Genomic DNA, 22,836 nt, shown 5'->3' on the forward strand with positions numbered 1-22,836 from the left:
ACCGTCACAGTGTGAACTTTCCACTCTCACACTCGTTCTTCTCTTACAACAGAGCTTTACGATCCGAAAACCTTCTTCACTCACGCGGCGTTGCTCGGTCAGACTTCCGTCCATTGCCGAAGATTCCCTACTGCTGCCTCCCGTAGGAGTCTGGGCCGTGTCTCAGTCCCAGTGTGGCCGATCACCCTCTCAGGTCGGCTATGTATCGTCGCCTTGGTGAGCCGTTACCCCACCAACTAGCTAATACAACGCAGGTCCATCTGGTAGTGATGCATTTGCACCTTTCAATGAATTATCATGCGATAATCCATTTTATGCGGTATTAGCTATCGTTTCCAATAGTTATCCCCCGCTACCAGGCAGGTTACCTACGCGTTACTCACCCGTTCGCAACTCATCCAGAAAGAGCAAGCTCCTTCCTTCAGCGTTCTACTTGCATGTATTAGGCACGCCGCCAGCGTTCGTCCTGAGCCAGGATCAAACTCTCATTAAAAGTTTGAGTTCTCACTCATTTCTGTCACTGACAGATTTATTGTTTTTTCATTGTTCAGTACTATAACCTTAGTTATAGTGCCCTGCACATTGGTTCGTCTTGTTCAGTTTTCAAAGGTCTTTGTCACTCAATCTCTCTCAAGCGACAACTATATTAGTATATCACAGCTAACTCTCTCTGTCAACACTTTTTTGAAACTTTTTTGAACTTTTTTCATCAAGTGTTCCATCCGCAACATACCATAGTCCGTACGGGATTCGAACCCGTGTTACCGCCGTGAAAAGGCGGTGTCTTAACCCCTTGACCAACGGACCTTGAGCTTTTCAACTCTTTCTATTATACCTACTTTTCCTCCTTTGTCAAGAACTTTTTTACCTCTTTACCGAAATTCTGAAAAAATCATAACCACCCGTCTAACGGGTGGTTTGCACCAGGGCTATAAGCCCAAATCACCAGCCAGCGCCTAAAGACGCTGGCTTTCACGTTGTTCAAGCCTTATTGCTCTTGACTCGTCACTTGCCTCTTAAAGAGACCTTGATACTACTTACCACTATCCCTAAAGGGATCCTCATATTCTTTTACACTTAATTTATCTAGTGCTATATCATATTTTCCTGTTCTTGGATATATTTCCTAATTGCGGCTTTATTAAGTCCTACTGTACTCACGTAGTAACCTTCTGCCCCAAAATGTCGGTTACCAAACTTGTACTTGAGGTTGGCGTGTTTGTCAAACATCATGAGTGCACTTTTGCCTTTTAAATAACCCATGAAACTTGAAACACTTATCCTTGGTGGAATATTTCTCCCAAACTACTTCGATATTGATTATAAATGATTTTTCGTCTATACTTAGGGGCGAACACAATGTGATATTTACACATCCACTTTGTGTGTGATAAACTATGTGCCTTTTGTGCCATATTTTTCTCCTTTCGCTTTACAATTGGCTTGAACACCTTTATTGTTATCGCGTTTGGAGTTTTTTTGGTATAACCTTCGACGCGCACCCGCATAGCGGGTGGTTTATTGGTCTAGCACCTTACGGAGCGAGACGGACTAATAGTCACATAATAAGGGAAAAGAGCCAGTAAAACTGACTCCTTCTATTTATCTTGCCAATTAGTCGCACGTTCCTCTCCCCACCAGTATGGGATTAACTCGGCAACTTTGATTGTTTTTCTTGTTTTGTAGTCCATCATGAACTCTGCTTCTTTATTTTCAGCATTCAATTCTAAGAGAAATTCTCTGCATGCGCCACAGGGCATACCTGATCCTTCGCCGTAGGGAGGTTTATCTCGAAAGGTGAGGATTTTCTTAACTTTAGTTTGTCCTGAAAATTGATACATATTGAAGAGAGCCGCTCGTTCTGCACAGAGATGAAAAACGCCACAAGTGCCCTCCATACAGAATCCTGTGAAGATTTGACCATCTTCTGCTTCTATCGCAGCAACAACATGGTTAGCATAAACAAAGTCAGAAACTTCATGGGGATTGAATAAGGTTCGTGCTTCTTCATACATCTTTTCCCAAGTATCCATTGGAAGTCCTTTTTACTTAGAAATCTCTTTGAGCATGTTATCGATATGCTGGATAGATTTTTCACGACCTAATAGGTAAATCGTATCTGGAAGTTCTGGTCCATGCATTTCACCTGATACAGCAATACGAATCGGCATGAAGAGGTTTTTTCCTTTAATGCCTGTTTCTTTTTGGACTGCTTTGATTTGCGGGAAGATGTTTTCTGTCACAAATTCCTCATCTGTCATTGCTTCTAGTTTCGCTTTGAAGGCTTCTAGAACAACCGGAACGGTTTCTCCTGCCATGACCTCGCGCTCAGCGTCTGTCAACTCTGGGAAATCTGCAAAGAAAAGATCTGTCAATGGAACAATTTCATCCACTGACTTCATTTGTGGTTTGTAGAGTTCCACCATTTTTTCAGACTTGTCAGTCAAACGCCCTGCTTCTTCTAGGAATGGTTTTGCCATCTCAAAGATAGTTGCTAAGTCAGCTCTCTTGATGTAGTCGTTGCTCATCCAGTCTAGTTTCTTCTGATCGAAGGCTGCTGGTGACTTGCTGAGACGATTTTCATCAAAGAGTTTAATCAATTCCTCACGTGAGAAAATTTCATCTTCGCCACCTGGGTTCCAACCAAGAAGAGCAATAAAGTTAAAGACTGCTTCTGGCAAATAGCCTTTTTTACGGTAGTCTTCGATAAACTGAAGGGTGTTGGTGTCGCGTTTAGACAATTTTTTACCCGTTTCAGAGTTGATGATCAAAGTCATGTGACCGAACTCTGGAGCTTCCCAACCAAGAGCCTCATAAACCATAAGCTGTTTGGGTGTGTTGGCAATGTGGTCATCTCCACGGATAACATGAGAAATTTGCATATCGTGATCATCAATCACAACAGCAAAATTGTAAGTTGGGTAACCGTCTTTCTTTTGAATAACCCAGTCACCACCGATATTGCCACCTTCAAACTCGATATCACCTTTGACCATATCGTGCCATTTGTAGATACCAGACTCATTGACAGCCAAACGGACAGTTGGGATGATACCAGCTGCTTCACGTTCTGCAATGTAATCCGCCTTTTCTTCTTCGCTCATGCCAAGATATTCATTGATGTAGCGTGGTGTTTCACCAGCTGCTTCTTGGCGTTCGCGCTCAGCTGCCAACTCTTCTTCTGTAACGTAAGATTTGTAGGCTTTTCCTTCAGCTAGCAATTGGTCGATGTATTTTTGATAGAGTTCCAAACGCTCTGATTGGCGATAGTTTTCATGAGTTTCTGGACTTTCATCCCAATCCATTCCTAACCAACGAAGATTTTCAAGCTGTGAACGTTCACCATCCTCAACATGGCGTTTACGGTCGGTATCTTCGATACGAATAATAAAAGTTCCACCATGATGGCGTGCGTAAAGGTAGTTGAATAATGCTGTACGGGCATTTCCGATGTGTAGTAGTCCTGTTGGACTTGGTGCGTAGCGTACGCGGATATCTTTTGACATAGTTTCTCCTATAAAGTCTCTAGGCGTCTGCCTTTTTGCTTTCTATATTATATCACAAGTCTCGCCTGAGTCCAATTTCTACGGATAAAGAGAGTAAAAAGAGTGGTCAGGCCACTCTTTTCTTTTATTATAGACGTGCGTTAAGCTCTTTGCTCAATTCTTCAAATCCTGGTTTTCCAAGAAGGGCAAACATGTTGCGTTTGTATGCTTCAACACCTGGTTGGTCAAATGGGTTGATGGCATTCAAGTAACCTGAAAGGGCGATAGCCAATTCGAAGAAGTAGATCGTGTAGCCAAGAGTGAAGGCATCTTGCTCTGGAAGGGTTACGTACATGTTTGGTACATCACCGTCTGTGTGGGCAAGAAGAACACCGTCAGTTGCTTTTTTGTTTACAAAGTCAACGTCTTTTCCTTGAAGGTAACCAAGTCCGTCAAGGTCTTCTTCCAAAGTAGGAATGATCACGTTCTTACGTGGTTTGTCAACACGAACAACTGTTTCAAACATGATACGAGTTCCTTCTTGGATAAATTGACCCAATGAGTGCAAGTCAGTTGAGAAGTTTGCTGAAGTTGGGTAAATCCCTTTTTGGTCTTTCCCTTCTGACTCACCAGCCAATTGTTTCCACCATTCTGAGAAGTATTGAAGTGATGGCTCGTAGTTTACCAAGATTTCAGTAGCGTAGCCTTTACGGTAAAGGATGTTACGAACTGCTGCGTATTGGTAAGCTTCATTTTCAGTAATCTTGTCTGAAGTGTAGTCTTTACGAGCTGCATTCGCACCTTCCATAAGGGCCTTGATGTCAGCTCCTGATGCTGCGATTGGAAGCAAACCAACTGCTGTCAAGACTGAGAAGCGTCCACCGATGTCATCTGGAACAACAAATGTTTCCCAACCGTTGGCATCTGCTTCAACCTTAACAGCACCTTTTTGGCGGTCAGTTGTAGCGTAGATACGTTTGTTAGCTTCTTCTTGACCGTATTTCTTAACCAAGAGTTCTTTAAAGACACGGAAAGCGATGGCTGGTTCTGTTGTTGTACCTGATTTAGAAATCACGTTTACTGAGAAGTCTTTGTCAGCTACGTACTCTACCAAGTCAGCAAGGTAAGTAGATGAAATTGAGTTTCCAGCGTAAAGGATTTGTGGCGCTTTACGCTCTTCTTTTGTTTGTAAGTTAGCAAAGTGGTGGTTCAAGAAGTCAATAGCTGCTTTGGCACCAAGGTATGATCCACCGATACCGATCACCACCAAAACATCGCTATCTGACTTGATTTGCTCAGCAGCTTTCAAGATGCGGTCGAATTCTTCGCGGTCGTAGTTTTCAGGAAGGTCCAACCAACCCAAAAAGTCGCTACCAGCACCAGTTCCTTTACGAATCAATTCGTCTGCAGCTGTTACTTGTGCTTGCATGTATTCCACTTCATGTGGGGCAACAAATTTGTCTAAAACTTTTGAATAATCAAATTTAATATGTGACATGATAATCCTCCAATATTTCTTCTTTTCTATCATAACGCTTACCTTCGATTTTTTCAAGCTTTTTTATTGAATTTGCCCAATTTTTATCAGAATTCAAACGTTTGCGTAAAAATGCTAAAATATAAAAAATCTGAAAGGACGAATAAAAACGGCTAGAGACTCTAACCGTTACAGTTCATTTAATAAATACTCAAATAGTTCTAAATTGCCGTCTTCTTCATTGACCAGAAACTCTGGATGCCACTGCAAACCAATGATACGATGCTCGTCGATAGACTCAATCGCTTCGATGGTCTGGTCTCGAGGATCCACCGCTGTCACACGGAAATTAGGCGCCAGATCTTTAATACTTTGACGATGGACTGAGTTGACCTGACTTTCTTTGCCAAACAACTTAGCCACCACGCTTCCTTCCACTGTCTCAATAGAATGAGATGTTCCAAAAGGCAAGCCTTGCCAGTGACCCTCAATTTCTTGGTGGAGGGTGCCGCCAAAAGCAACATTGACCAGCTGAACCCCACGACAGATTGCCATAATTGGCTTATTCTGATGGAGTGCTTCTCTCAAGAGTGCCAATTCAAATTCATCACGAGCAAGGTTGTAATCATCGCTCTCGATAGTTTTTTTCTCTCCATAAAACTGAGGATGGACATTTTGCCCACCTGTCAAGATCAGTTTGTCGATCATTTCCACATAATCGCGAACAACGGACTCATCACCAACAGGAATAACCAAGGGGAGACCGCCGACCTGACGAATGCTCTCTGCAAATTTACAAGATACAGATGAATGAATGTTTTTCCCTTCTGCATCTACAGGACATAGATTTGCAGCAACTCCTACAACCGTTCTAGCCATGATGGGGCTCCTTTCGATTTTCTAACGATAGTCCTATCTTATCATTCAAGCTCTCTGCTGTCTAATATGTTTTTTAAAAGACCGTGATAAGTATTTTTTATGGGCAAGAAAAAGTTGCCCAAGAGGACAACTTTTTTCTTATTCAAATACAAATTGATTGTGATAGAGTTCTGAGTAGAAACCGCCGAGTTTCAAGAGTTCCTGATGATTCCCACGTTCAATGACTTCTCCATCTTTGAGGACAATAATCTGATCGGCATTGAGGATGGTCTTGAGACGATGGGCAATCACAAAACTGGTTCGACCTGCTACTACTGCCTCCATGGCATGTTGAATCTTGCTTTCTGTTACGGTATCCACATTTGAAGTTGCTTCATCTAAGATTAAAACTTGGGGATCTGTCATCAAGGTCCGAGCGATGGAAATCAATTGTTTCTGACCAGTTGAGAAGATATTTTGCTCATCATCAATAAGAGTATCATACTTGTCAGGTAAGCTTTCGATATAGTCATGAATATGAGTTGCCTTGGCAGCTGCTTCGACCATTTCCTGACTGGCATCTGGTACACCGAAGCGGATATTGTCTCGGATTGTCCCACTAAACAAGACCGAATCCTGCAGGACAATCCCGACCTTGCTCCGCAGGCTATCCAAGTCATAGTCACGAATGTCTTTCCCATCAAAGGAAATGCTACCTGCATCCACATCGTAGAAACGATTGATGAGGTTCATGATGGTCGTTTTCCCTGAACCAGTCGGACCGACAACAGCTATCATCTGCCCCTTAGGAGCTGAAATGCTGACATCTTTTAAAATCGGCTTGTCTGGCACATAAGAGAAATCAATATGACTGATTTCAACACCTTCTCGTAATTCCGTAAAGGCTGGTGCATTTTGCGGACGGATTTCTTCTTCTGCATCAAACATTTCTTGGATACGATCCGCCCCAGTAAAGGCCAACTGGAGGCTACCCCAACTCGCAGCTACCTGGATAATCGGCTGGTAGTACTGCTGAGAAAATTGGGTAAACATGACAATCAAGCCTAGGGCTGTCGTTGTTTCGATGCTTGGATCGTTCAGCAAGACAGCCGAACCTGCAAAAATAACGATAGCTGTGTTAACCAAGCTCATCCCATTCATAACTGGAAAGAGGATTCCTGAGAACATTCTCCCTTTAAAGGTTGCCTTACGCACGCGCTCATTTTGCTCCACAAATCCTGCTACGATGTCGTCTTGAATTCCTTGTACGATAACAGCTTTCTGTCCAGAAATACTCTCATCCATGTAGGCGTTGAGTTTCCCAACCTCTTTTTGCTGGAGATTAGTGTACTTGCGGGCCATCTTCACGATGAAAACCAACATGAGAAAGGCCACTGGGGTGCTAGCTACTGTTATCAGGGCTAGCGTCACATTTTTTGAAAACATGACAAAAATCAAACCGATGTAAAGAGCAATATTGCTCATGACCTGAACTAGGCTTTCATTGAAGGCTTGAAGAATGTTATCCAAGTCACTAGTGAAGCGAGAAAGGATATCCCCATCCTGATGGTGGTCAAAGAAAGAAACCGTCAAACGGGAAAGTTTACCAAAAAGGCCCTTACGCATCTCATTTGTCGACTCGGCAATCACACGGGTCATCAAGGTCATGTAAATCAAGCTAGACACCACCAAGACAAGGACAACCAGGGCTAGATTCAGCATCAGAGCTGATAAACTCTGCCAGGCTAGTTCGGAAGTTCCATTTTGATAAGCCAGAACTAGGTTAGCGAGCTCTGTTACTGCTTGACCTGAAAAAACTGGAAAGAGGGCTTGGGCAATCGTCGCAACTGCAACCATCAGAATCACAATGACAAAGGAGAGCTTGTAGACTTTAAAATAATTCCAGAAAAATCGAACGGTTTTCATTTTATTCCTCCTTTCCCTTTTGTGTTTCGTAGATTTCGCGGTAAACGGCATTGTTAGCTACCAAGTCTGCATGCCGTCCTTCTCCAATCAAGCGCCCTTGGTCCAAGACCAAAATCTTGTCTGCATGGACGACTGAACTAATCTTTTGAGCGATGATAATGGTTGTCGTCCCTTTCAGGTCTTTGTTCAAAGCTTCCTGCACCAGTCTCTCTGACTTGGCATCCAATGCTGAAGTCGAATCGTCAAAAATCAGGATACGGGGATTGCTGACAATCCCACGGGCAATCGACATCCGTTGTTTTTGTCCACCAGAAAAGTTGGTGCCTCGTTCTTCAACCGGACTCTCAAATTTGTTTTCCATGCGTCCGATAAATTCGCTGGCTTGGGCGATTCGTGCTGCACGTTCCAATTCGGACACGCTAGCATTGCCTTTTCCTTGGCGAAGATTATCTGCAATGGTTCCACTAAAGAGAATAGCACGTTGCAAGACGATGGAAACTGTTTTACGTAAGGTTCCCTCGCTGACGTCTCGAATATCCTTGCCACCAATCTTGATAGATCCCTCCTGTGGATCAAACAGTCGTGGAATTAACTGAGCTAGAGTGGACTTCCCTGCTCCAGTAGCCCCAACCACACCGACCATCTGACCAGGCGCAATATCAAAGGTTACATTCTTCAGCATAGGTTCATCATCATTGGGATAGGTAAAGGTCACATTTTCAAAAGAGAGACTTCCTTCTAACTCCTCATCTGGGAGATCTTTAAAGGTCATCGCTGGCTCAGTATCTAGAATCTCTCGGATACGACGCAAGGAAATCATGGCACGGCTGACAGAATTTCCTAAAAAACCAACCATGATAATAGTAAAGATAATCTGGCTGAGATAGTTGATAAAGGAAGCAATAGAGCCCACAACAGATGGATCTGACTGAGCCATTCCAGCCACCAACCAGATAGAGAGAAAGACCGCACCATAGCCCACTAGCATCATAACGGGTTCTATAACTGAGAAGGCATAGCCGATATAAAGATTTTGACCGAGAAGTTCATCTGAAACCTCGGTAAATTTGGTAAACTGTGCTTTTTCTTGTACAAAGGATTTGACCACGCGCACACCACGTAGATTTTCCTTGGCGATAGCATTGATCCGTTCAAGAAGGGTTTGAAACTTAGCAAATCGTGGCCCCATCATCCCCATCATAATAGCAGTTAGTGCAAAGATTAGGAGCACCATGAGGACAATCACCCACCAAAGTGATGGAAGAGTGTGAACCGCCAAAATAAAGGAACCAATAAAAAGAAGAGGGAGACGGAAGAGGATTTGAAAAGCCATCATCACCACGTTCTGAATTTGGTTGATATCATTGGTCATTCGGACGACAAGATTACCCGCATTAAACTGCTCAATATTGGCATAAGAAAAGGTCTGAATCTTGCGAAAAGCATCTTCCCGAAGGTCCGAAGATACGCCTTGAGCAATGTAGGCTGCAAGTGTCACATTGACCCCACCTGCAACCAGACCGACTAGGGCTACTCCTATCAGCCAAGCGCCAATACTATAAATAGCCTCATTTTGACCGGCCAACAAAGCCTCTAACACCTCTTGCAAATAGCGCGGTTGCAAGAGCGAACTCGCAACCATCAAGCCTGTCATCATTAAGGATGCCAAGGCTTGCCATTTATAGGTTTTTATTTTTTTAATGAGCATATTTCCTCCTAATAAAATAGATAAAGGGAGCGACATCTTGCGTCAGCTCCTTCTCATTCGTTCATATTGATGCTATTCTAGCAAAAAAGAGGAATCTTGTCAAAGAAGTCTCCTTATTATAAATTAGTGCGCTTTCATATACAGGTGATGCATGAAAAGGCTTTTTATGGTAAAATGAAAGGAAGAACTCTTACAAGGAGGAAAAGATGAAGAAACAAACCATCGCTGTCTTGGGTCCTGGTTCTTGGGGAACTGCCCTTTCGCAGGTCCTAAACGACAATGGACACGAGGTCCGAATTTGGGGAAATATTTCTGACCAAATTGATGAAATCAATAACCAACATACAAACAAACGCTACTTCAAAGATATCCTACTCGACGAAAAGATCAAAGCCTATCATGACTTGGAAGAAACACTAAAGGATGTGGATGCTGTTTTATTTGTGGTCCCAACAAAAGTAACGAGACTGGTTGCCCAACAAGTAGCAAAGGTGCTTGATCACAAGGTTGTCATCATGCATGCCTCCAAAGGCTTGGAACCAGATAGCCACAAACGCCTCTCAACCATTCTTGAAGATGAAATTCCAGCTGACCTTCGTAGTGAAGTCGTTGTTGTTTCAGGACCTAGCCACGCTGAGGAAACTATTGTACGGGATATTACCTTGATTACAGCAGCCTCTAAAGACCTCGAAACTGCTCAGTACGTCCAAAATCTCTTTAGCAATCACTACTTCCGTCTCTATACTAATACGGATGTTATCGGGGTTGAAACCGCTGGTGCTCTTAAAAACATCATTGCAGTTGGTGCAGGTGCATTACATGGACTAGGGTTTGGCGACAATGCCAAGGCAGCTATCATTGCCCGTGGCTTAGCTGAAATCACCCGTCTAGGGGTCGCTCTTGGAGCTAACCCTCTGACTTATAGCGGTCTTTCTGGAGTTGGAGATTTGATCGTAACTGGGACATCTGTCCACTCTCGTAACTGGAGGGCTGGTGATGCTCTAGGTCGTGGAGAATCCCTCGCAGACATTGAGGCTAATATGGGTATGGTCATTGAAGGCATTTCAACAACTCGAGCAGCTTACGAACTGGCTCAGGAATTGGGTGTCTACATGCCAATCACACAGGCTATTTACCGAGTTATCTACGAAGGTGTCAATATCAAAGAAGCAATCACTGACATCATGAGCAATGAATTTAAAGCAGAAAACGAATGGTCGTAGACCCTTATAGAAAGGAACATCATGAAACAAAAAGTCAGAAAAGCAGTCATCCCAGCCGCTGGATTGGGAACTCGCTTCCTCCCAGCAACTAAGGCCTTGGCCAAGGAAATGTTGCCAATCGTAGACAAGCCAACTATCCAGTTTATCGTTGAAGAAGCTCTCAAGTCTGGAATCGAAGATATCTTGGTTGTTACGGGTAAGTCAAAACGTTCTATCGAGGACCACTTCGACTCAAACTTTGAATTGGAATACAACCTCAAAGAAAAAGGGAAAACAGATCTTTTGAAGCTAGTTGATGAAACAACTGGCATGCGCCTGCATTTTATCCGCCAAACGCATCCACGTGGTCTCGGCGATGCTGTTTTGCAAGCCAAGGCTTTCGTTGGAAATGAACCTTTTGTCGTTATGCTTGGTGATGACTTGATGGATATCACCAACGAAAAGGCTGTTCCACTTACCAAACAACTTATGGATGACTACGAGCGTACTCACGCGTCTACTATCGCGGTTATGCCAGTCCCTCATGACGAAGTATCTGCCTATGGAGTTATTGCTCCGCAAGGCGAAGGAAAAGACGGCCTTTACAGCGTTGAAACCTTCGTTGAAAAACCAGCGCCAGAGGATGCTCCTAGCGACCTTGCTATTATCGGACGCTACCTCCTCACGCCTGAAATTTTCCAAATCCTCGAAAACCAAGCTCCAGGCGCAGGAAACGAAATTCAGCTGACAGATGCAATCGATACCCTCAATAAAACACAACGTGTGTTTGCTCGTGAGTTCAAGGGGGCTCGTTACGATGTCGGAGACAAGTTTGGCTTTATGAAAACCTCCATCGACTACGCTCTCAAACACCCACAAGTCAAAGACGATTTGAAAGACTACCTCATCCAACTCGGAAAAGAGTTAGCTAAGGGAGAATAGAAGAACAGTTCATATAAAAAAGAACTCGGATAGTTAATTATCCCAGTTCTTTTTATTTTATATTTCTATCATCTCAAACATATAAACCAACAAAAGGAAATCGTATTTCTCAGTTAATCCACTTAAAAGCTCCACCGAATTGAACTCGAATTTTATGAAAGCGCTACGATATTATTTGTTTTTTTATAAAAATAGGAGTACAATGAGTTAGTATAATAAAATAAAAAGCACCGAATCGGTGCGCACTTTTTCAAGTTGTGTACGGACAAAGCCTTATTTTAACTTGCTGTGTTGTTTCGAATAGTTCCAACAACTTCATTGTACTATACTTGTCAAAGATTATCAAGTGAAATGTAAATCATTTTACAGATACGACAAAAAGCTTGTTTATCCTCATTTGAAACAATACAGTTCTAAAACTAAAATATAACTTATAATCAATTTTAGCACATTTTTACCGATATTTCATCATTATTCTATTGAACTCTTTAGTTAGAATGATATAATTAAATAAAGTTATATTTTAAGGGGATTGTTTTGAAAAAGTTCAAATTCACTAAAGATAATTTAGCTATTCTAACTGAGTTAGTAAAGTTTATAAATGGATGCATTGACTTAATCAAAGCTCTCATTTCTTAATTTTAAAATTATATCTTAATACAAATACAACGGAGGTTTTTATACATGGAAAACAAAAATTACTCTATCGGACTCGATATCGGAACTAACAGCGTCGGATGGGCCGTCATTACTGACGATTATAAAGTTCCATCGAAAAAGATGAAAGTTCTGGGTAATACCGATAAACGATTTATCAAGAAAAATCTCATCGGGGCTCTATTGTTTGATGAGGGAACTACTGCTGAGGCTAGACGCCTTAAACGAACTGCACGTCGTCGCTATACCCGCCGGAAAAATCGTCTTCGCTATCTTCAAGAAATCTTTGCTGAGGAAATGAGCAAGGTAGATAGTAGTTTCTTTCATCGATTGGATGACTCCTTTTTAATTCCTGAGGATAAAAAAGGGAGTAAATACCCTATTTTTGCTACCTTGATAGAAGAAAAAGAATATCATAAGCAATTCCCAACTATTTATCATTTGAGAAAGCAATTAGCAGATTCAAAAGAAAAAACTGACTTGCGATTGATTTATCTAGCATTAGCTCATATGATTAAATATCGCGGGCATTTTTTATACGAAGATACATTTGATATTAAAAACAATGATATCCAAAAAATCTTTAATGAATTTATAAGCATTTACAACAACACCTTTGAAGGAAATTCGCTTAGTGGACAAAACGTACAAGTAGAAGCAATTTTTACTGATAAAATTAGCAAATCTGCAAAGAGAGAACGCGTTCTAAAACTCTTTCCTGATGAAAAATCCACTGGTCTCTTTTCAGAATTTCTCAAGTTAATTGTAGGAAATCAGGCTGATTTTAAAAAACATTTTGACTTAGAAGAAAAAGCTCCACTACAATTCTCTAGAGATACCTATGATGAGGATTTGGAAAACTTACTCGGACAAATTGGAGATGACTTTGCAGACCTTTTCGTGGCCGCTAAAAAACTCTATGATGCGATTCTTCTATCAGGCATTTTGACTGTCACAGATCCTTCAACCAAGGCTCCACTGTCAGCATCTATGATTGAGCGCTATGAAAATCACCAAAAAGACTTAGCCACTTTAAAACAATTCATCAAAACCAATCTTCCAGAAAAATATGATGAAGTCTTTTCTGACCAATCTAAAGATGGGTATGCTGGATATATCGATGGCAAGACCACACAAGAATCCTTTTACAAATATATCAAAAATCTTCTCTCTAAATTCGAAGGAGCAGATTATTTCCTTGAGAAAATTGAACGTGAAGATTTTTTGAGAAAACAACGTACCTTTGATAATGGTTCTATTCCTCATCAAATTCATCTTCAAGAAATGAATGCCATTCTCCGTCGGCAAGGAGAACATTATCCATTCCTGAAGGAAAACAAAGAAAAGATTGAAAAAATCTTAACCTTCCGTATCCCTTACTACGTCGGCCCATTAGCTCGTGGCAATCGTGATTTTGCTTGGCTGACTCGAAATTCTGACCAAGCAATCCGACCTTGGAATTTCGAAGAAATTGTTGATAAAGCAAGCTCTGCGGAATCCTTCATCAATAAAATGACTAACTATGACTTGTATCTCCCAGAGGAAAAAGTTTTGCCTAAGCATAGTCTGTTGTATGAAACATTTGCTGTCTACAATGAATTAACAAAAGTAAAATTTATTGCAGAAGGATTGAGAGACTATCAATTCCTTGATAGCAGGCAAAAGAAAGATATTTTTTATACTCTTTTTAAGGCCGAGGATAAAAGAAAAGTAACCGAAAAAGACATCATCCAGTATCTACATACTGTTGATGGCTACGATGGAATCGAACTAAAAGGAATTGAAAAACAATTTAACGCTAGTCTTTCTACTTATCATGATTTACTCAAGATTATCAAGGATAAAGAGTTTATGGATGACCCTAATAATGAAGAGATTCTTGAAAATATCGTCCATACGCTAACTATCTTTGAAGATCGTGAGATGATTAAGCAACGCCTTGCTCAATATGACTCTCTCTTTGATGAGAAAGTTATTAAAGCACTAACTCGTCGACATTATACTGGTTGGGGAAAACTCTCTTCTAAGCTAATTAACGGTATCCGCGATAAACAAACTGGCAAAACGATTCTTGATTATCTAATGGATGATGGCTACAACAATCGTAACTTTATGCAGTTAATCAATGATGACGAGCTTTCTTTCAAAGAAATTATCAAAAAAGCACAAGTGGTTGGTAAGACAGATGATGTGAAACAAGTTGTTCAAGAACTTCCAGGAAGCCCTGCCATTAAAAAGGGAATTTTACAAAGTATCAAGCTTGTTGATGAACTTGTCAAGGTTATGGGACACGAACCTGAGTCCATTGTGATTGAGATGGCACGAGAAAATCAGACAACTGCCAGAGGGAAAAAGAATTCCCAACAAAGATATAAGCGAATTGAAGATTCGTTGAAAATCTTAGCATCTGGTCTTAACGCCAAAATTCTAAAAGAACATCCAACAGATAATATTCAACTTCAAAATGATCGTCTCTTCCTCTACTATCTCCAAAATGGGAGGGATATGTATACTGGGAAACCTCTTGACATCAACCAACTGAGCAGCTATGACATTGACCACATCGTCCCACAAGCCTTTATCAAGGATGATTCTCTTGATAACCGTGTCTTGACGAGTTTAAAGGATAATCGTGGCAAATCTGATAATGTCCCAAGTCTTGAAGTAGTTGAAAAGATGAAAACTTTTTGGCAACAATTGTTGGATTCCAAATTGATTTCTTACCGTAAATTTAATAATTTAACCAAAGCTGAACGCGGCGGACTAGATGAGCGAGATAAAGTTGGTTTTATTAAACGCCAACTAGTTGAAACACGTCAAATCACAAAACACGTTGCTCAGATCTTAGATGCTCGCTATAATACAGAAGTGAATGAGAAGGATAAGAAGAACCGTACCGTCAAAATCATCACTTTGAAATCCAACCTGGTTTCCAACTTCCGTAAAGAATTTAGGTTATACAAGATACGGGAAATCAACGACTACCACCATGCACATGATGCCTATTTAAATGCAGTGGTTGCTAAGGCTATCCTTAAGAAATATCCTAAGCTAGAGCCTGAATTCGTCTATGGTGACTATCAAAAGTACGATCTTAAGAGATACATCTCAAGATCCAAAGACCCTAAAGAAATCGAAAAAGCAACTGAAAAGTATTTCTTCTACTCAAACTTGTTGAACTTCTTTAAAGAAGAGGTGCATTACGCAGACGGAACTATCGTAAAAAGAGAGAATATCGAATACTCCAAAGATACCGGAGAAATCGCTTGGAATAAGGAAAAAGATTTCGCTACAATCAAAAAAGTTCTTTCACTTCCGCAGGTGAATATTGTGAAGAAGCGAGAGGTGCAAACAGGTGGCTTCTCTAAAGAGTCCATTCTTCCTAAGGGAAATTCTGATAAGCTAATCCCTCGAAAAACAAAGGATATTCTTTGGGACACTACTAAATATGGGGGATTTGATAGTCCGGTTATCGCCTACTCAATCTTGCTCATTGCCGATATCGAAAAAGGAAAAGCAAAAAGACTGAAGACTGTCAAAACTCTAGTTGGTATCACGATTATGGAAAAAGCCACTTTTGAGAAGAGTCCTATAGCTTTCCTTGAAAATAAAGGCTATCATAATGTCCGTAAAGAAAATATCCTCTGCCTACCTAAGTATAGTTTATTTGAACTGAAAAATGGTCGCAGACGGATGTTAGCAAGTGCGAAAGAACTTCAAAAAGGCAATGAAATCGTGCTTCCAGTACATTTAACAACCTTGCTCTACCATGCTAAAAACATTCATAGACTAGACGAGCCAGAACATTTGGAATATATTCAGAAACACCGAAATGAATTTAAGGGTTTATTAAATCTTGTATCTGAGTTCTCCCAAAAATATGTCCTCGCAGATGCAAATCTAGAGAAAATCAAGAACTTATATGCAGACAATGAGCAGGCAGATATAGAAATCCTAGCAAATTCGTTTATCAATTTGTTGACCTTTACTGCTTTGGGTGCTCCTGCTGCCTTTAAATTTTTTGGCAAAGATGTTGATCGAAAACGATACACAACTGTATCCGAAATCCTCAACGCCACCCTCATCCACCAATCCATCACTGGTCTCTACGAGACTCGGATTGACTTGAGCAAACTAGGAGAAGACTAATGGGATGGAGAACCGTTGTTGTCAATACACACTCTAAGCTCTCTTACAAGAACAACCACTTGATTTTTAAAGATGCCTCTCGGACAGAGTTGATTCACCTGTCCGAGGTGGACATCCTACTTTTGGAGACGACAGATATTGTTCTCTCTACTATGTTGATTAAACGCTTGGTGGATGAAAATATTTTGGTCATCTTTTGTGATGATAAACGCTTGCCGACAGCATATTTAATGCCTTACTACGGTCGGCACGATTCCAGTTTACAACTCTCTCGCCAAATTACTTGGAGCGAGGAAGCTAAAGCACAAGTTTGGACCACCATTATTGCACAAAAAATTCTCAATCAAGCTTTTTATCTGGGGAGTTGTGGTTTTCTAGAAAAATCTCAGTCCGTCATTGATCTCTATCATGGGTTGGATTTGTTTGATCCTAGCAACCGTGAGGGACACGCAGCTCGTATTTATTTCAACACCTTGTTTGGAAATGATTTCAGCCGTGAGCAAGATAGTGATATCAATGCTGCCTTGGACTACGGCTACACCTTGATTTTGAGTATGTTTGCGCGTGAGATTGTGTTGTCTGGCTGTATGACTCAGTTTGGATTGAAACATGCTAATCAGTTTAATCAATTCAACCTCGCTAGCGATATTATGGAGCCTTTCCGTCCGATTATTGATAGAATTGTCTATGAAAATCGAAACAGTTCTTTTATCAAAATCAAACGAGAGCTTTTTACTATTTTCTCAGATACCTTCCACTACAATGGTAAAGATATGTACCTGTCCAATATCGTCAGCGACTATACTAAGAAAGTCATCCAAGCTCTCAATCAACCCGAGAAAGGAGTTCCTGAGTTTAGGATATGAGTTATCGATATATGCGTATGATTTTAATGTTTGATATGCCAGTTGATACCGTAGAGGAACGTAAGGCCTATCGAAAATTTCGGAAGTTCCTCATAGACGAGGGATTTATCATGCACCAATTCTCCATCTATAGCAAGCTCTTGCTCAACAACTCTGCTAATAACGCCATGATTGAACGCCTTAAAACTCATAATCCTAAAAAAGGCAATATTACCCTCTTAACCGTTACAGAAAAGCAGTTTTCTCGCATGATTTACTTAAATGGCGAGCGAAATACCAGCGTAGCAAACTCCGATGCCCGTTTAGTTTTTCTAGGAGAGGAGCCTAGAGATGAAGATTAATTTCCCGCTATTAGACGAACCATTAGCTATTGAAAATGCAACCTTTTTAGTGTTGGAAGACCAGTTTACCTTTTCAACTATCGTCAAGCAATTCTACCAGTACACTGATGAAGGGGAGTTGAAGTTATTTGACACACGTTTGAAAGCTCTGAAAGAATCAGAGTTGCTACTGATAACGGATGTCTTAGGATATAATCTCAACTCACCTGCCATGCTCAAGCTGATACATGCTGATCTTGAAAATCAACTCAATGACAAACCAGAAGTAAAATCCATGATTGAAAAGCTGGTAGCTACGATAACAGAATTGCTGGCATTTGAGTGTTTAGAAAACGAATTGGACCTAGAATACGACGAAATCACCATTCTGGAGTTAATCGATGCGCTAGGGGTCAAAGTTGAAACTCTGAGTGATACACCTTTTGAAAAGATGCTAGAAATTGTCCAAGTTTTTAAATATCTTTCCAAAAAGAAACTCCTTGTTTTCATCAATGCATCCGCCTATCTATCAAAGGATGAGTTGGTAAATCTGATAGAGTATATCCAACTCAATCAACTAAGGGTTTTATTTGTCGAACCTCGAAAAGTCTATGATTTTCCGCAGTATGTGATGGATCAAGACTATTTCTTGAACCCTGAAAATATGGTATAATAAGAGTAACAATTGGAACCTAACGAGCTGAAGTCTGGCTGGGACGAATGGCGCGATTACGAAATTTCGTGAGAAAAATTTTTCTACGAGGTTTTAGAGCTGTGTTGTTTCGAATGGTTCCAAAACTGGGAGTGAAGATAGATGAAGCAAGTCTAGGTTTTAGAGCTGTGTTGTTTCGAATGGTTCCAAAACAAACCTTTACTTTCGTACCATGTTAGTCCTGTTTTAGAGCTGTGTTGTTTCGAATGGTTCCAAAACAGTAAATGCTAAAGAATATTTGATTGGACTGTTTTAGAGCTGTGTTGTTTCGAATGGTTCCAAAACGAACGCTGGTTGAAACACACTGATGGTCATGTTTTAGAGCTGTGTTGTTTCGAATGGTTCCAAAACCATAGTTTCCTTAGTGCTAGTCAATGCCACGTTTTAGAGCTGTGTTGTTTCGAATGGTTCCAAAACATGAATAATAGCCCTAGTAAAGCTTTCACCGTTTTAGAGCTGTGTTGTTTCGAATGGTTCCAAAACCCGACAGGAATCACAATTCCTGCACATATCGTTTTAGAGCTGTGTTGTTTCGAATGGTTCCAAAACAAGCCTTGACCGAGTTTTTCTATAACGGGTGTTTTAGAGCTGTGTTGTTTCGAATGGTTCCAAAACTGCTATTCCAAAAGAGAAAGAAAAAGTCGTGTTTTAGAGCTGTGTTGTTTCGAATGGTTCCAAAACGGGCGTACTTACATACATCGACAAGGAAGTGTTTTAGAGCTGTGTTGTTTCGAATGGTTCCAAAACTATCTTGTAATGCCTGCCAGTTACGAACTTGTTTTAGAGCTGTGTTGTTTCGAATGGTTCCAAAACGTGAAGCTCAGTATACCTATGATTACAACAGTTTTAGAGCTGTGTTGTTTCGAATGGTTCCAAAACTTACCAACGTGGCTATCTTGTTCATAACCAGTTTTAGAGCTGTGTTGTTTCGAATGGTTCCAAAACTTTATCCTCCAGTACCTCCCCAAAATCATGGTTTTAGAGCTGTGTTGTTTCGAATGGTTCCAAAACTATAAAGAATACAAGGATCAAAACGATTGGGTTTTAGAGCTGTGTTGTTTCGAATGGTTCCAAAACTCTCGGATTTCGTGTACGCGAGCATAAAGAGTTTTAGAGCTGTGTTGTTTCGAATGGTTCCAAAACAAAGCGATATAATAGGGCTATGAAGAGTAGGTTTTAGAGCTGTGTTGTTTCGAATGGTTCCAAAACATTTAAAAGTCATATAACATCGAGTCCACTGTTTTAGAGCTGTGTTGTTTCGAATGGTTCCAAAACTTTAGTCAAGCCATTCATAATAATTATTTAGTTTTAGAGCTGTGTTGTTTCGAATGGTTCCAAAACAGGGTTCTCAATAATTGCACACATTTTCTTGTTTTAGAGCTGTGTTGTTTCGAATGGTTCCAAAACAATTTCATTCTTGACAGCTTCTTTTCTACGGTTTTAGAGCTGTGTTGTTTCGAATGGTTCCAAAACGTAATATCATTAACTTTCACATTTAAAGTAGTTTTAGAGCTGTGTTGTTTCGAATGGTTCCAAAACTTAAATTTCGAGTCTAAAAAAGATGCTGATGTTTTAGAGCTGTGTTGTTTCGAATGGTTCCAAAACTCGTAGCCTGCGACTTAAACGCTTCAAGTTGTTTTAGAGCTGTGTTGTTTCGAATGGTTCCAAAACTCAAAGGATTAGCAAGCTGTGTACTATTTAGTTTTAGAGCTGTGTTGTTTCGAATGGTTCCAAAACCAATTAGGTATTCGCATGCCGGATCCGTTAGTTTTAGAGCTGTGTTGTTTCGAATGGTTCCAAAACAATATTATCAACGGTTGCTTGAGGATTGGCGTTTTAGAGCTGTGTTGTTTCGAATGGTTCCAAAACTCTTACAAAGAAAACTATCAACGAAGCAATGTTTTAGAGCTGTGTTGTTTCGAATGGTTCCAAAACCAACCAGATACGGAAACTCACAAGGCGCAGGTTTTAGAGCTGTGTTGTTTCGAATGGTTCCAAAACCGACCGAACTGAGGATATTTCTGCAATACTGTTTTAGAGCTGTGTTGTTTCGAATGGTTCCAAAACTCATCGTCTCTTCATAACTCAAATTTATCCGTTTTAGAGCTGTGTTGTTTCGAATGGTTCCAATCTACACAAAAAGCTACTCATTCTTTGAGTAGCTTTTTAACTATCCCCCTACATATGGCTCATTCCCTTATAGCATAGGAAAACGGCTAGTGCGATAAAAAGTACAGTTGCTCCGATTCGCTGGCTAGTGCTATACATTCTTTTTTCCCATTTGACTGGAAAGATGACTGCTAGAAAGGCACCTCCTACTGCACCACCGATATGGCCAGCTAGACTGATTCCTGGAATCAGAACACTTCCAATGATGTTTATCACGAAAAGTGTCAGATAGGATTGCCCCAACTGCTGGATATAGGGGCTGCGAATCGCATAGCGCAAAACGATAATCGCAGCAAATAATCCATAGAGAGAAGTGGAGGCCCCTGCTGCTACAACTTTCGGTGTGAAAGCAAAAACAAAGAGATTGCCCATCATTCCTGATAAGAGATAAAGAAGGAAAAATTGCTTAGAGCCGAAAATCTCCTCCACCTGTTGTCCAAGAAAGTAGAGTGAAATCATATTGACAATGAAATGCTCCCATCCAATATGCACAAATATAGCCGAAAATAGGCGCCAAATCTGCTCTGGGAACAGGCGAATGATCGGTCCATACATAGCTCCAAACTGAAACAGAGTTTTGGCTTGATCAAAGTTGATACCCGTAGTAATCAGCATCAGTAGAAATACAAAGCCAGTCACTAGGAGAAAAAAACTAGTCACAGGGTAGCGTTTATCAAAGATTTCCTTCATAGGTTAGCACCTCCTTGACGGGAATATCATGGTCTTCCAAGTTAAACTCCTGAATTTGACAAGGATAGATTGTACTCAGGCTCTGCCCAGCAAAATGTTCCAGATAGCGGTCGTAGTAGCCTCCACCATATCCAATCCGATAGCCCTCTTTTGTAAAAGCCAAGCCCGGAACATGAATTAAATCAATTTGAGACGGATCCACCACTTCCAAGTCTCCTTGCGGTTCCAGTAAACCAAAGGAAGTTTTTAGCAACTGCTGCGGATCGTAGACCACAAACTCCATGCGCCCCTTGGGATAGGTTTTGGGTATCAGAACTTTTTTGCCGTCCTTCAGCGCCTGATCGATCAATTCTTGCGTTTGAAATTCATGAGGGAAGGAGAGATAGGTTGCGATGGTCTTGGCTTCTTGGTAAAAAGGGTGTTGTAAGAAACGCTCAGTTAAAACTCGATCCATAGCCTGTTTTTGCTCCTGAGATAGAGTCTTCATTTCTTGCAAAATTTTCTTGCGTAGTTCTGCTTTCATAGACAATTCCTCTACTCTGCTGCCTTCTTCTTCAGGAAACTAGAGACCGCATCTACCCCAATGGCTAAGGCTTCTTCCTTAGGGCTCATCTGAGGGTGATGAAGGGCGTAGGGACTATCGATACCTAGCCAGAACATAACGCCATCTACCTTCGAAAGGAGATAACCAAAGTCCTCACCCGTCATAGCAGGCTCGATATCAATCAACTCGATTCCGTCTTTCTCTTCAAAAAAGTCCATCAGTTCACGCGCCAAGGCTGGATTGTTCTCAACAGGTAGGTAGCCTCCTTGCTTGAGTTCCACTTCGACTTCCATATCAAAGGCTGCTGCAACTCCTTCTGCGACTGTCTTAACTCTTTTTTGTACCAAAAGACTCATGTCCTGAGTCAAGGCGCGAATGGTTCCGTGTAAAAAGGCTGTGTCTGTAATGACATTGTTGGTTGTTCCAGCTTGGAAAAGGCCAAAGGTCACCACCGCTCCCTCAATTGGATTGACATTGCGACTGACAACTGACTGCACCTGGGTTACAAAGTAACTAGCAGCCACCAAGGCGTCATTGGCCTCATGCGGAAAAGCTGCGTGTCCTCCTTTTCCTTTGAAACGAATCTTCACCTCACAAGTCCCTGCAAAGAGTGTATGAGTATTGGTCGCGATCTGTCCGACCTTCAAATCTGGACGAACATGAAGGCCATAGAACTGGTCTGGTAGCCAGTCCCCAAAAGCACCATCCTCATACATGAGCATACCACCGGCTTCATTCTCCTCAGCAGGCTGAAATAGGAAGAGCAGATTATTCTTGGGTTGCTCCTCAAGGGAGCGCTCAAGACAGCCCAAGGCAATGGTCATATGAAAATCATGGCCACAAGCATGCATGCGACCTTGGTGTTGAGAAGCAAAAGGCAGGCCTGTTTGTTCGACGATAGGCAGGCCATCAATATCTGTCCGCCAACCAATGGTCCGCTCCGGCTGACTTCCCTGCAAATATACCAAAATTCCTGTTCGCCAAGTACGAACTTGAACAAAGTCCTTGCCCTCAATCAATTTCTCAATCACATCCAGCAAATAAGCCTGAGTCTCGAACTCCTCCAAGCCAATCTCTGGAATCTGGTGTAAATCTCGTCTAGTCTGAATTAAATCTAACATCTATCGATCC

At 41.2% G+C, this 22,836-nt stretch carries 15 protein-coding genes, 1 tRNA gene, 1 rRNA gene, 1 pseudogene and 1 CRISPR repeat array; of the genes and pseudogenes, 6 read left to right on the plus strand and 12 right to left on the minus strand.

Annotation, left to right across the window (positions count from 1 at the left end; all coding sequences use genetic code 11):
- The 9 genes and pseudogenes from HMPREF1125_RS05170 to HMPREF1125_RS05215 form a co-directional block, all read right to left on the minus strand.
- Positions 1-493 (minus strand): 16S ribosomal RNA (locus tag HMPREF1125_RS05170); the annotation flags it as partial.
- Positions 494-735: 242 nt separating this feature from the next.
- Positions 736-807 (minus strand) — tRNA-Glu (locus HMPREF1125_RS05175).
- A gap of 226 nt (positions 808-1,033) precedes the next feature.
- A pseudogene (gene tnpA, locus HMPREF1125_RS05180) lies at positions 1,034-1,415 on the minus strand (IS200/IS605 family transposase).
- Positions 1,416-1,598: 183 nt separating this feature from the next.
- Positions 1,599-2,033: a cytidine deaminase family protein gene (locus HMPREF1125_RS05185; protein ID WP_000382002.1), complete on the minus strand. Its 435-nt coding sequence runs from the start codon at positions 2,031-2,033 to the stop codon at positions 1,599-1,601.
- Between the two features lie 12 nt (positions 2,034-2,045).
- On the minus strand, positions 2,046-3,506 hold the full coding sequence (gene gltX, locus HMPREF1125_RS05190; protein WP_000031065.1) for a glutamate--tRNA ligase: 1,461 nt from the start codon (positions 3,504-3,506) through the stop codon (positions 2,046-2,048).
- A gap of 127 nt (positions 3,507-3,633) precedes the next feature.
- On the minus strand, positions 3,634-4,983 hold the full coding sequence (locus HMPREF1125_RS05195; RefSeq protein ID WP_000018247.1) for a glucose-6-phosphate isomerase: 1,350 nt from the start codon (positions 4,981-4,983) through the stop codon (positions 3,634-3,636).
- Between the two features lie 168 nt (positions 4,984-5,151).
- Positions 5,152-5,841, minus strand: a complete 690-nt coding sequence (locus HMPREF1125_RS05205; RefSeq protein ID WP_000124768.1) for a gamma-glutamyl-gamma-aminobutyrate hydrolase family protein — start codon at positions 5,839-5,841, stop codon at positions 5,152-5,154.
- Positions 5,842-5,979: 138 nt separating this feature from the next.
- Positions 5,980-7,746 carry an ABC transporter ATP-binding protein gene (locus HMPREF1125_RS05210; protein ID WP_000860003.1) on the minus strand — a complete coding sequence of 589 codons (1,767 nt, stop codon included), beginning with the start codon at positions 7,744-7,746 and terminating at the stop codon, positions 5,980-5,982.
- 1 nt (position 7,747) lies between these two features.
- Positions 7,748-9,454, minus strand: a complete 1,707-nt coding sequence (locus HMPREF1125_RS05215) for an ABC transporter ATP-binding protein (protein ID WP_000905734.1) — start codon at positions 9,452-9,454, stop codon at positions 7,748-7,750.
- A 206-nt stretch (positions 9,455-9,660) separates the two neighbouring features.
- On the opposite strand from HMPREF1125_RS05215, the gene HMPREF1125_RS05220 reads away from it, so the two are divergent.
- From HMPREF1125_RS05220 to csn2, 6 genes are all read left to right on the plus strand, one after another.
- Complete coding sequence (locus tag HMPREF1125_RS05220) at positions 9,661-10,677, plus strand: NAD(P)H-dependent glycerol-3-phosphate dehydrogenase (protein ID WP_000745023.1); 1,017 nt, start codon at positions 9,661-9,663, stop codon at positions 10,675-10,677.
- 21 nt (positions 10,678-10,698) lie between these two features.
- A complete protein-coding gene (galU, locus tag HMPREF1125_RS05225; RefSeq protein WP_000811030.1) occupies positions 10,699-11,598 on the plus strand; it encodes a UTP--glucose-1-phosphate uridylyltransferase GalU in 900 nt (299 codons plus the stop codon).
- Positions 11,599-12,282: 684 nt separating this feature from the next.
- Positions 12,283-16,404 (plus strand): type II CRISPR RNA-guided endonuclease Cas9, encoded by a 4,122-nt coding sequence (cas9, locus tag HMPREF1125_RS05230; protein ID WP_000428612.1) that lies wholly within the window; start codon positions 12,283-12,285, stop codon positions 16,402-16,404.
- A complete protein-coding gene (gene cas1 / locus HMPREF1125_RS05235) occupies positions 16,404-17,270 on the plus strand; it encodes a type II CRISPR-associated endonuclease Cas1 (RefSeq protein WP_000539863.1) in 867 nt (288 codons plus the stop codon). The genes cas9 and cas1 overlap by 1 nt, the downstream gene beginning before the upstream one ends.
- Positions 17,267-17,611, plus strand: coding sequence for a CRISPR-associated endonuclease Cas2 (cas2, locus tag HMPREF1125_RS05240; protein WP_002876413.1), 345 nt, complete (start codon positions 17,267-17,269; stop codon positions 17,609-17,611). Before cas1 ends, cas2 begins: the two co-directional genes overlap by 4 nt.
- Entirely contained in the window at positions 17,601-18,263 is a 663-nt protein-coding gene (gene csn2, locus HMPREF1125_RS05245; protein WP_000700135.1) for a type II-A CRISPR-associated protein Csn2, read from the plus strand. Before cas2 ends, csn2 begins: the two co-directional genes overlap by 11 nt.
- 90 nt (positions 18,264-18,353) lie before the next feature.
- A CRISPR array of direct repeats spans positions 18,354-20,435; the repeat unit is 36 nt; unit sequence GTTTTAGAGCTGTGTTGTTTCGAATGGTTCCAAAAC.
- 45 nt (positions 20,436-20,480) lie between these two features.
- Here the strand turns inward: csn2 and HMPREF1125_RS05250 are convergent.
- Genes HMPREF1125_RS05250 through HMPREF1125_RS05260 form a run of 3 tightly spaced genes read right to left on the minus strand, consistent with a single transcriptional unit; the run spans position 20,481 to position 22,826 of the window.
- Entirely contained in the window at positions 20,481-21,161 is a 681-nt protein-coding gene (locus HMPREF1125_RS05250; RefSeq protein ID WP_000658481.1) for a rhomboid family intramembrane serine protease, read from the minus strand.
- Positions 21,145-21,684, minus strand: coding sequence for a 5-formyltetrahydrofolate cyclo-ligase (locus HMPREF1125_RS05255; RefSeq protein WP_000642763.1), 540 nt, complete (start codon positions 21,682-21,684; stop codon positions 21,145-21,147). The genes HMPREF1125_RS05250 and HMPREF1125_RS05255 overlap by 17 nt, the downstream gene beginning before the upstream one ends.
- Before the next feature lie 11 nt (positions 21,685-21,695).
- Positions 21,696-22,826 (minus strand): N-acetyldiaminopimelate deacetylase, encoded by a 1,131-nt coding sequence (locus HMPREF1125_RS05260; protein WP_000885075.1) that lies wholly within the window; start codon positions 22,824-22,826, stop codon positions 21,696-21,698.
- Positions 22,827-22,836 lie beyond the last annotated feature (10 nt).

This window comes from Streptococcus oralis SK304 (assembly GCF_000287715.1).
Classification (GTDB): Bacteria; Bacillota; Bacilli; order Lactobacillales; family Streptococcaceae; genus Streptococcus; species Streptococcus oralis_Y.

Excerpts from the sequence above, each read along its gene's own strand:
- HMPREF1125_RS05185 (WP_000382002.1), bottom strand. The coding sequence starts at position 2,033 with ATGGATACTTGGGAAAAGATGTATGAAGAAGCACGAACCTTATTCAAT.
- gltX (WP_000031065.1), bottom strand. The coding sequence starts at position 3,506 with ATGTCAAAAGATATCCGCGTACGCTACGCACCAAGTCCAACAGGACTA.
- HMPREF1125_RS05195 (WP_000018247.1), bottom strand. The coding sequence starts at position 4,983 with ATGTCACATATTAAATTTGATTATTCAAAAGTTTTAGACAAATTTGTT.
- HMPREF1125_RS05205 (WP_000124768.1), bottom strand. The coding sequence starts at position 5,841 with ATGGCTAGAACGGTTGTAGGAGTTGCTGCAAATCTATGTCCTGTAGAT.
- HMPREF1125_RS05210 (WP_000860003.1), bottom strand. The coding sequence starts at position 7,746 with ATGAAAACCGTTCGATTTTTCTGGAATTATTTTAAAGTCTACAAGCTC.
- HMPREF1125_RS05215 (WP_000905734.1), bottom strand. The coding sequence starts at position 9,454 with ATGCTCATTAAAAAAATAAAAACCTATAAATGGCAAGCCTTGGCATCC.
- HMPREF1125_RS05220 (WP_000745023.1), top strand. The coding sequence starts at position 9,661 with ATGAAGAAACAAACCATCGCTGTCTTGGGTCCTGGTTCTTGGGGAACT.
- galU (WP_000811030.1), top strand. The coding sequence starts at position 10,699 with ATGAAACAAAAAGTCAGAAAAGCAGTCATCCCAGCCGCTGGATTGGGA.
- cas9 (WP_000428612.1), top strand. The coding sequence starts at position 12,283 with ATGGAAAACAAAAATTACTCTATCGGACTCGATATCGGAACTAACAGC.
- cas1 (WP_000539863.1), top strand. The coding sequence starts at position 16,404 with ATGGGATGGAGAACCGTTGTTGTCAATACACACTCTAAGCTCTCTTAC.
- cas2 (WP_002876413.1), top strand. The coding sequence starts at position 17,267 with ATGAGTTATCGATATATGCGTATGATTTTAATGTTTGATATGCCAGTT.
- csn2 (WP_000700135.1), top strand. The coding sequence starts at position 17,601 with ATGAAGATTAATTTCCCGCTATTAGACGAACCATTAGCTATTGAAAAT.
- HMPREF1125_RS05250 (WP_000658481.1), bottom strand. The coding sequence starts at position 21,161 with ATGAAGGAAATCTTTGATAAACGCTACCCTGTGACTAGTTTTTTTCTC.
- HMPREF1125_RS05255 (WP_000642763.1), bottom strand. The coding sequence starts at position 21,684 with ATGAAAGCAGAACTACGCAAGAAAATTTTGCAAGAAATGAAGACTCTA.
- HMPREF1125_RS05260 (WP_000885075.1), bottom strand. The coding sequence starts at position 22,826 with ATGTTAGATTTAATTCAGACTAGACGAGATTTACACCAGATTCCAGAG.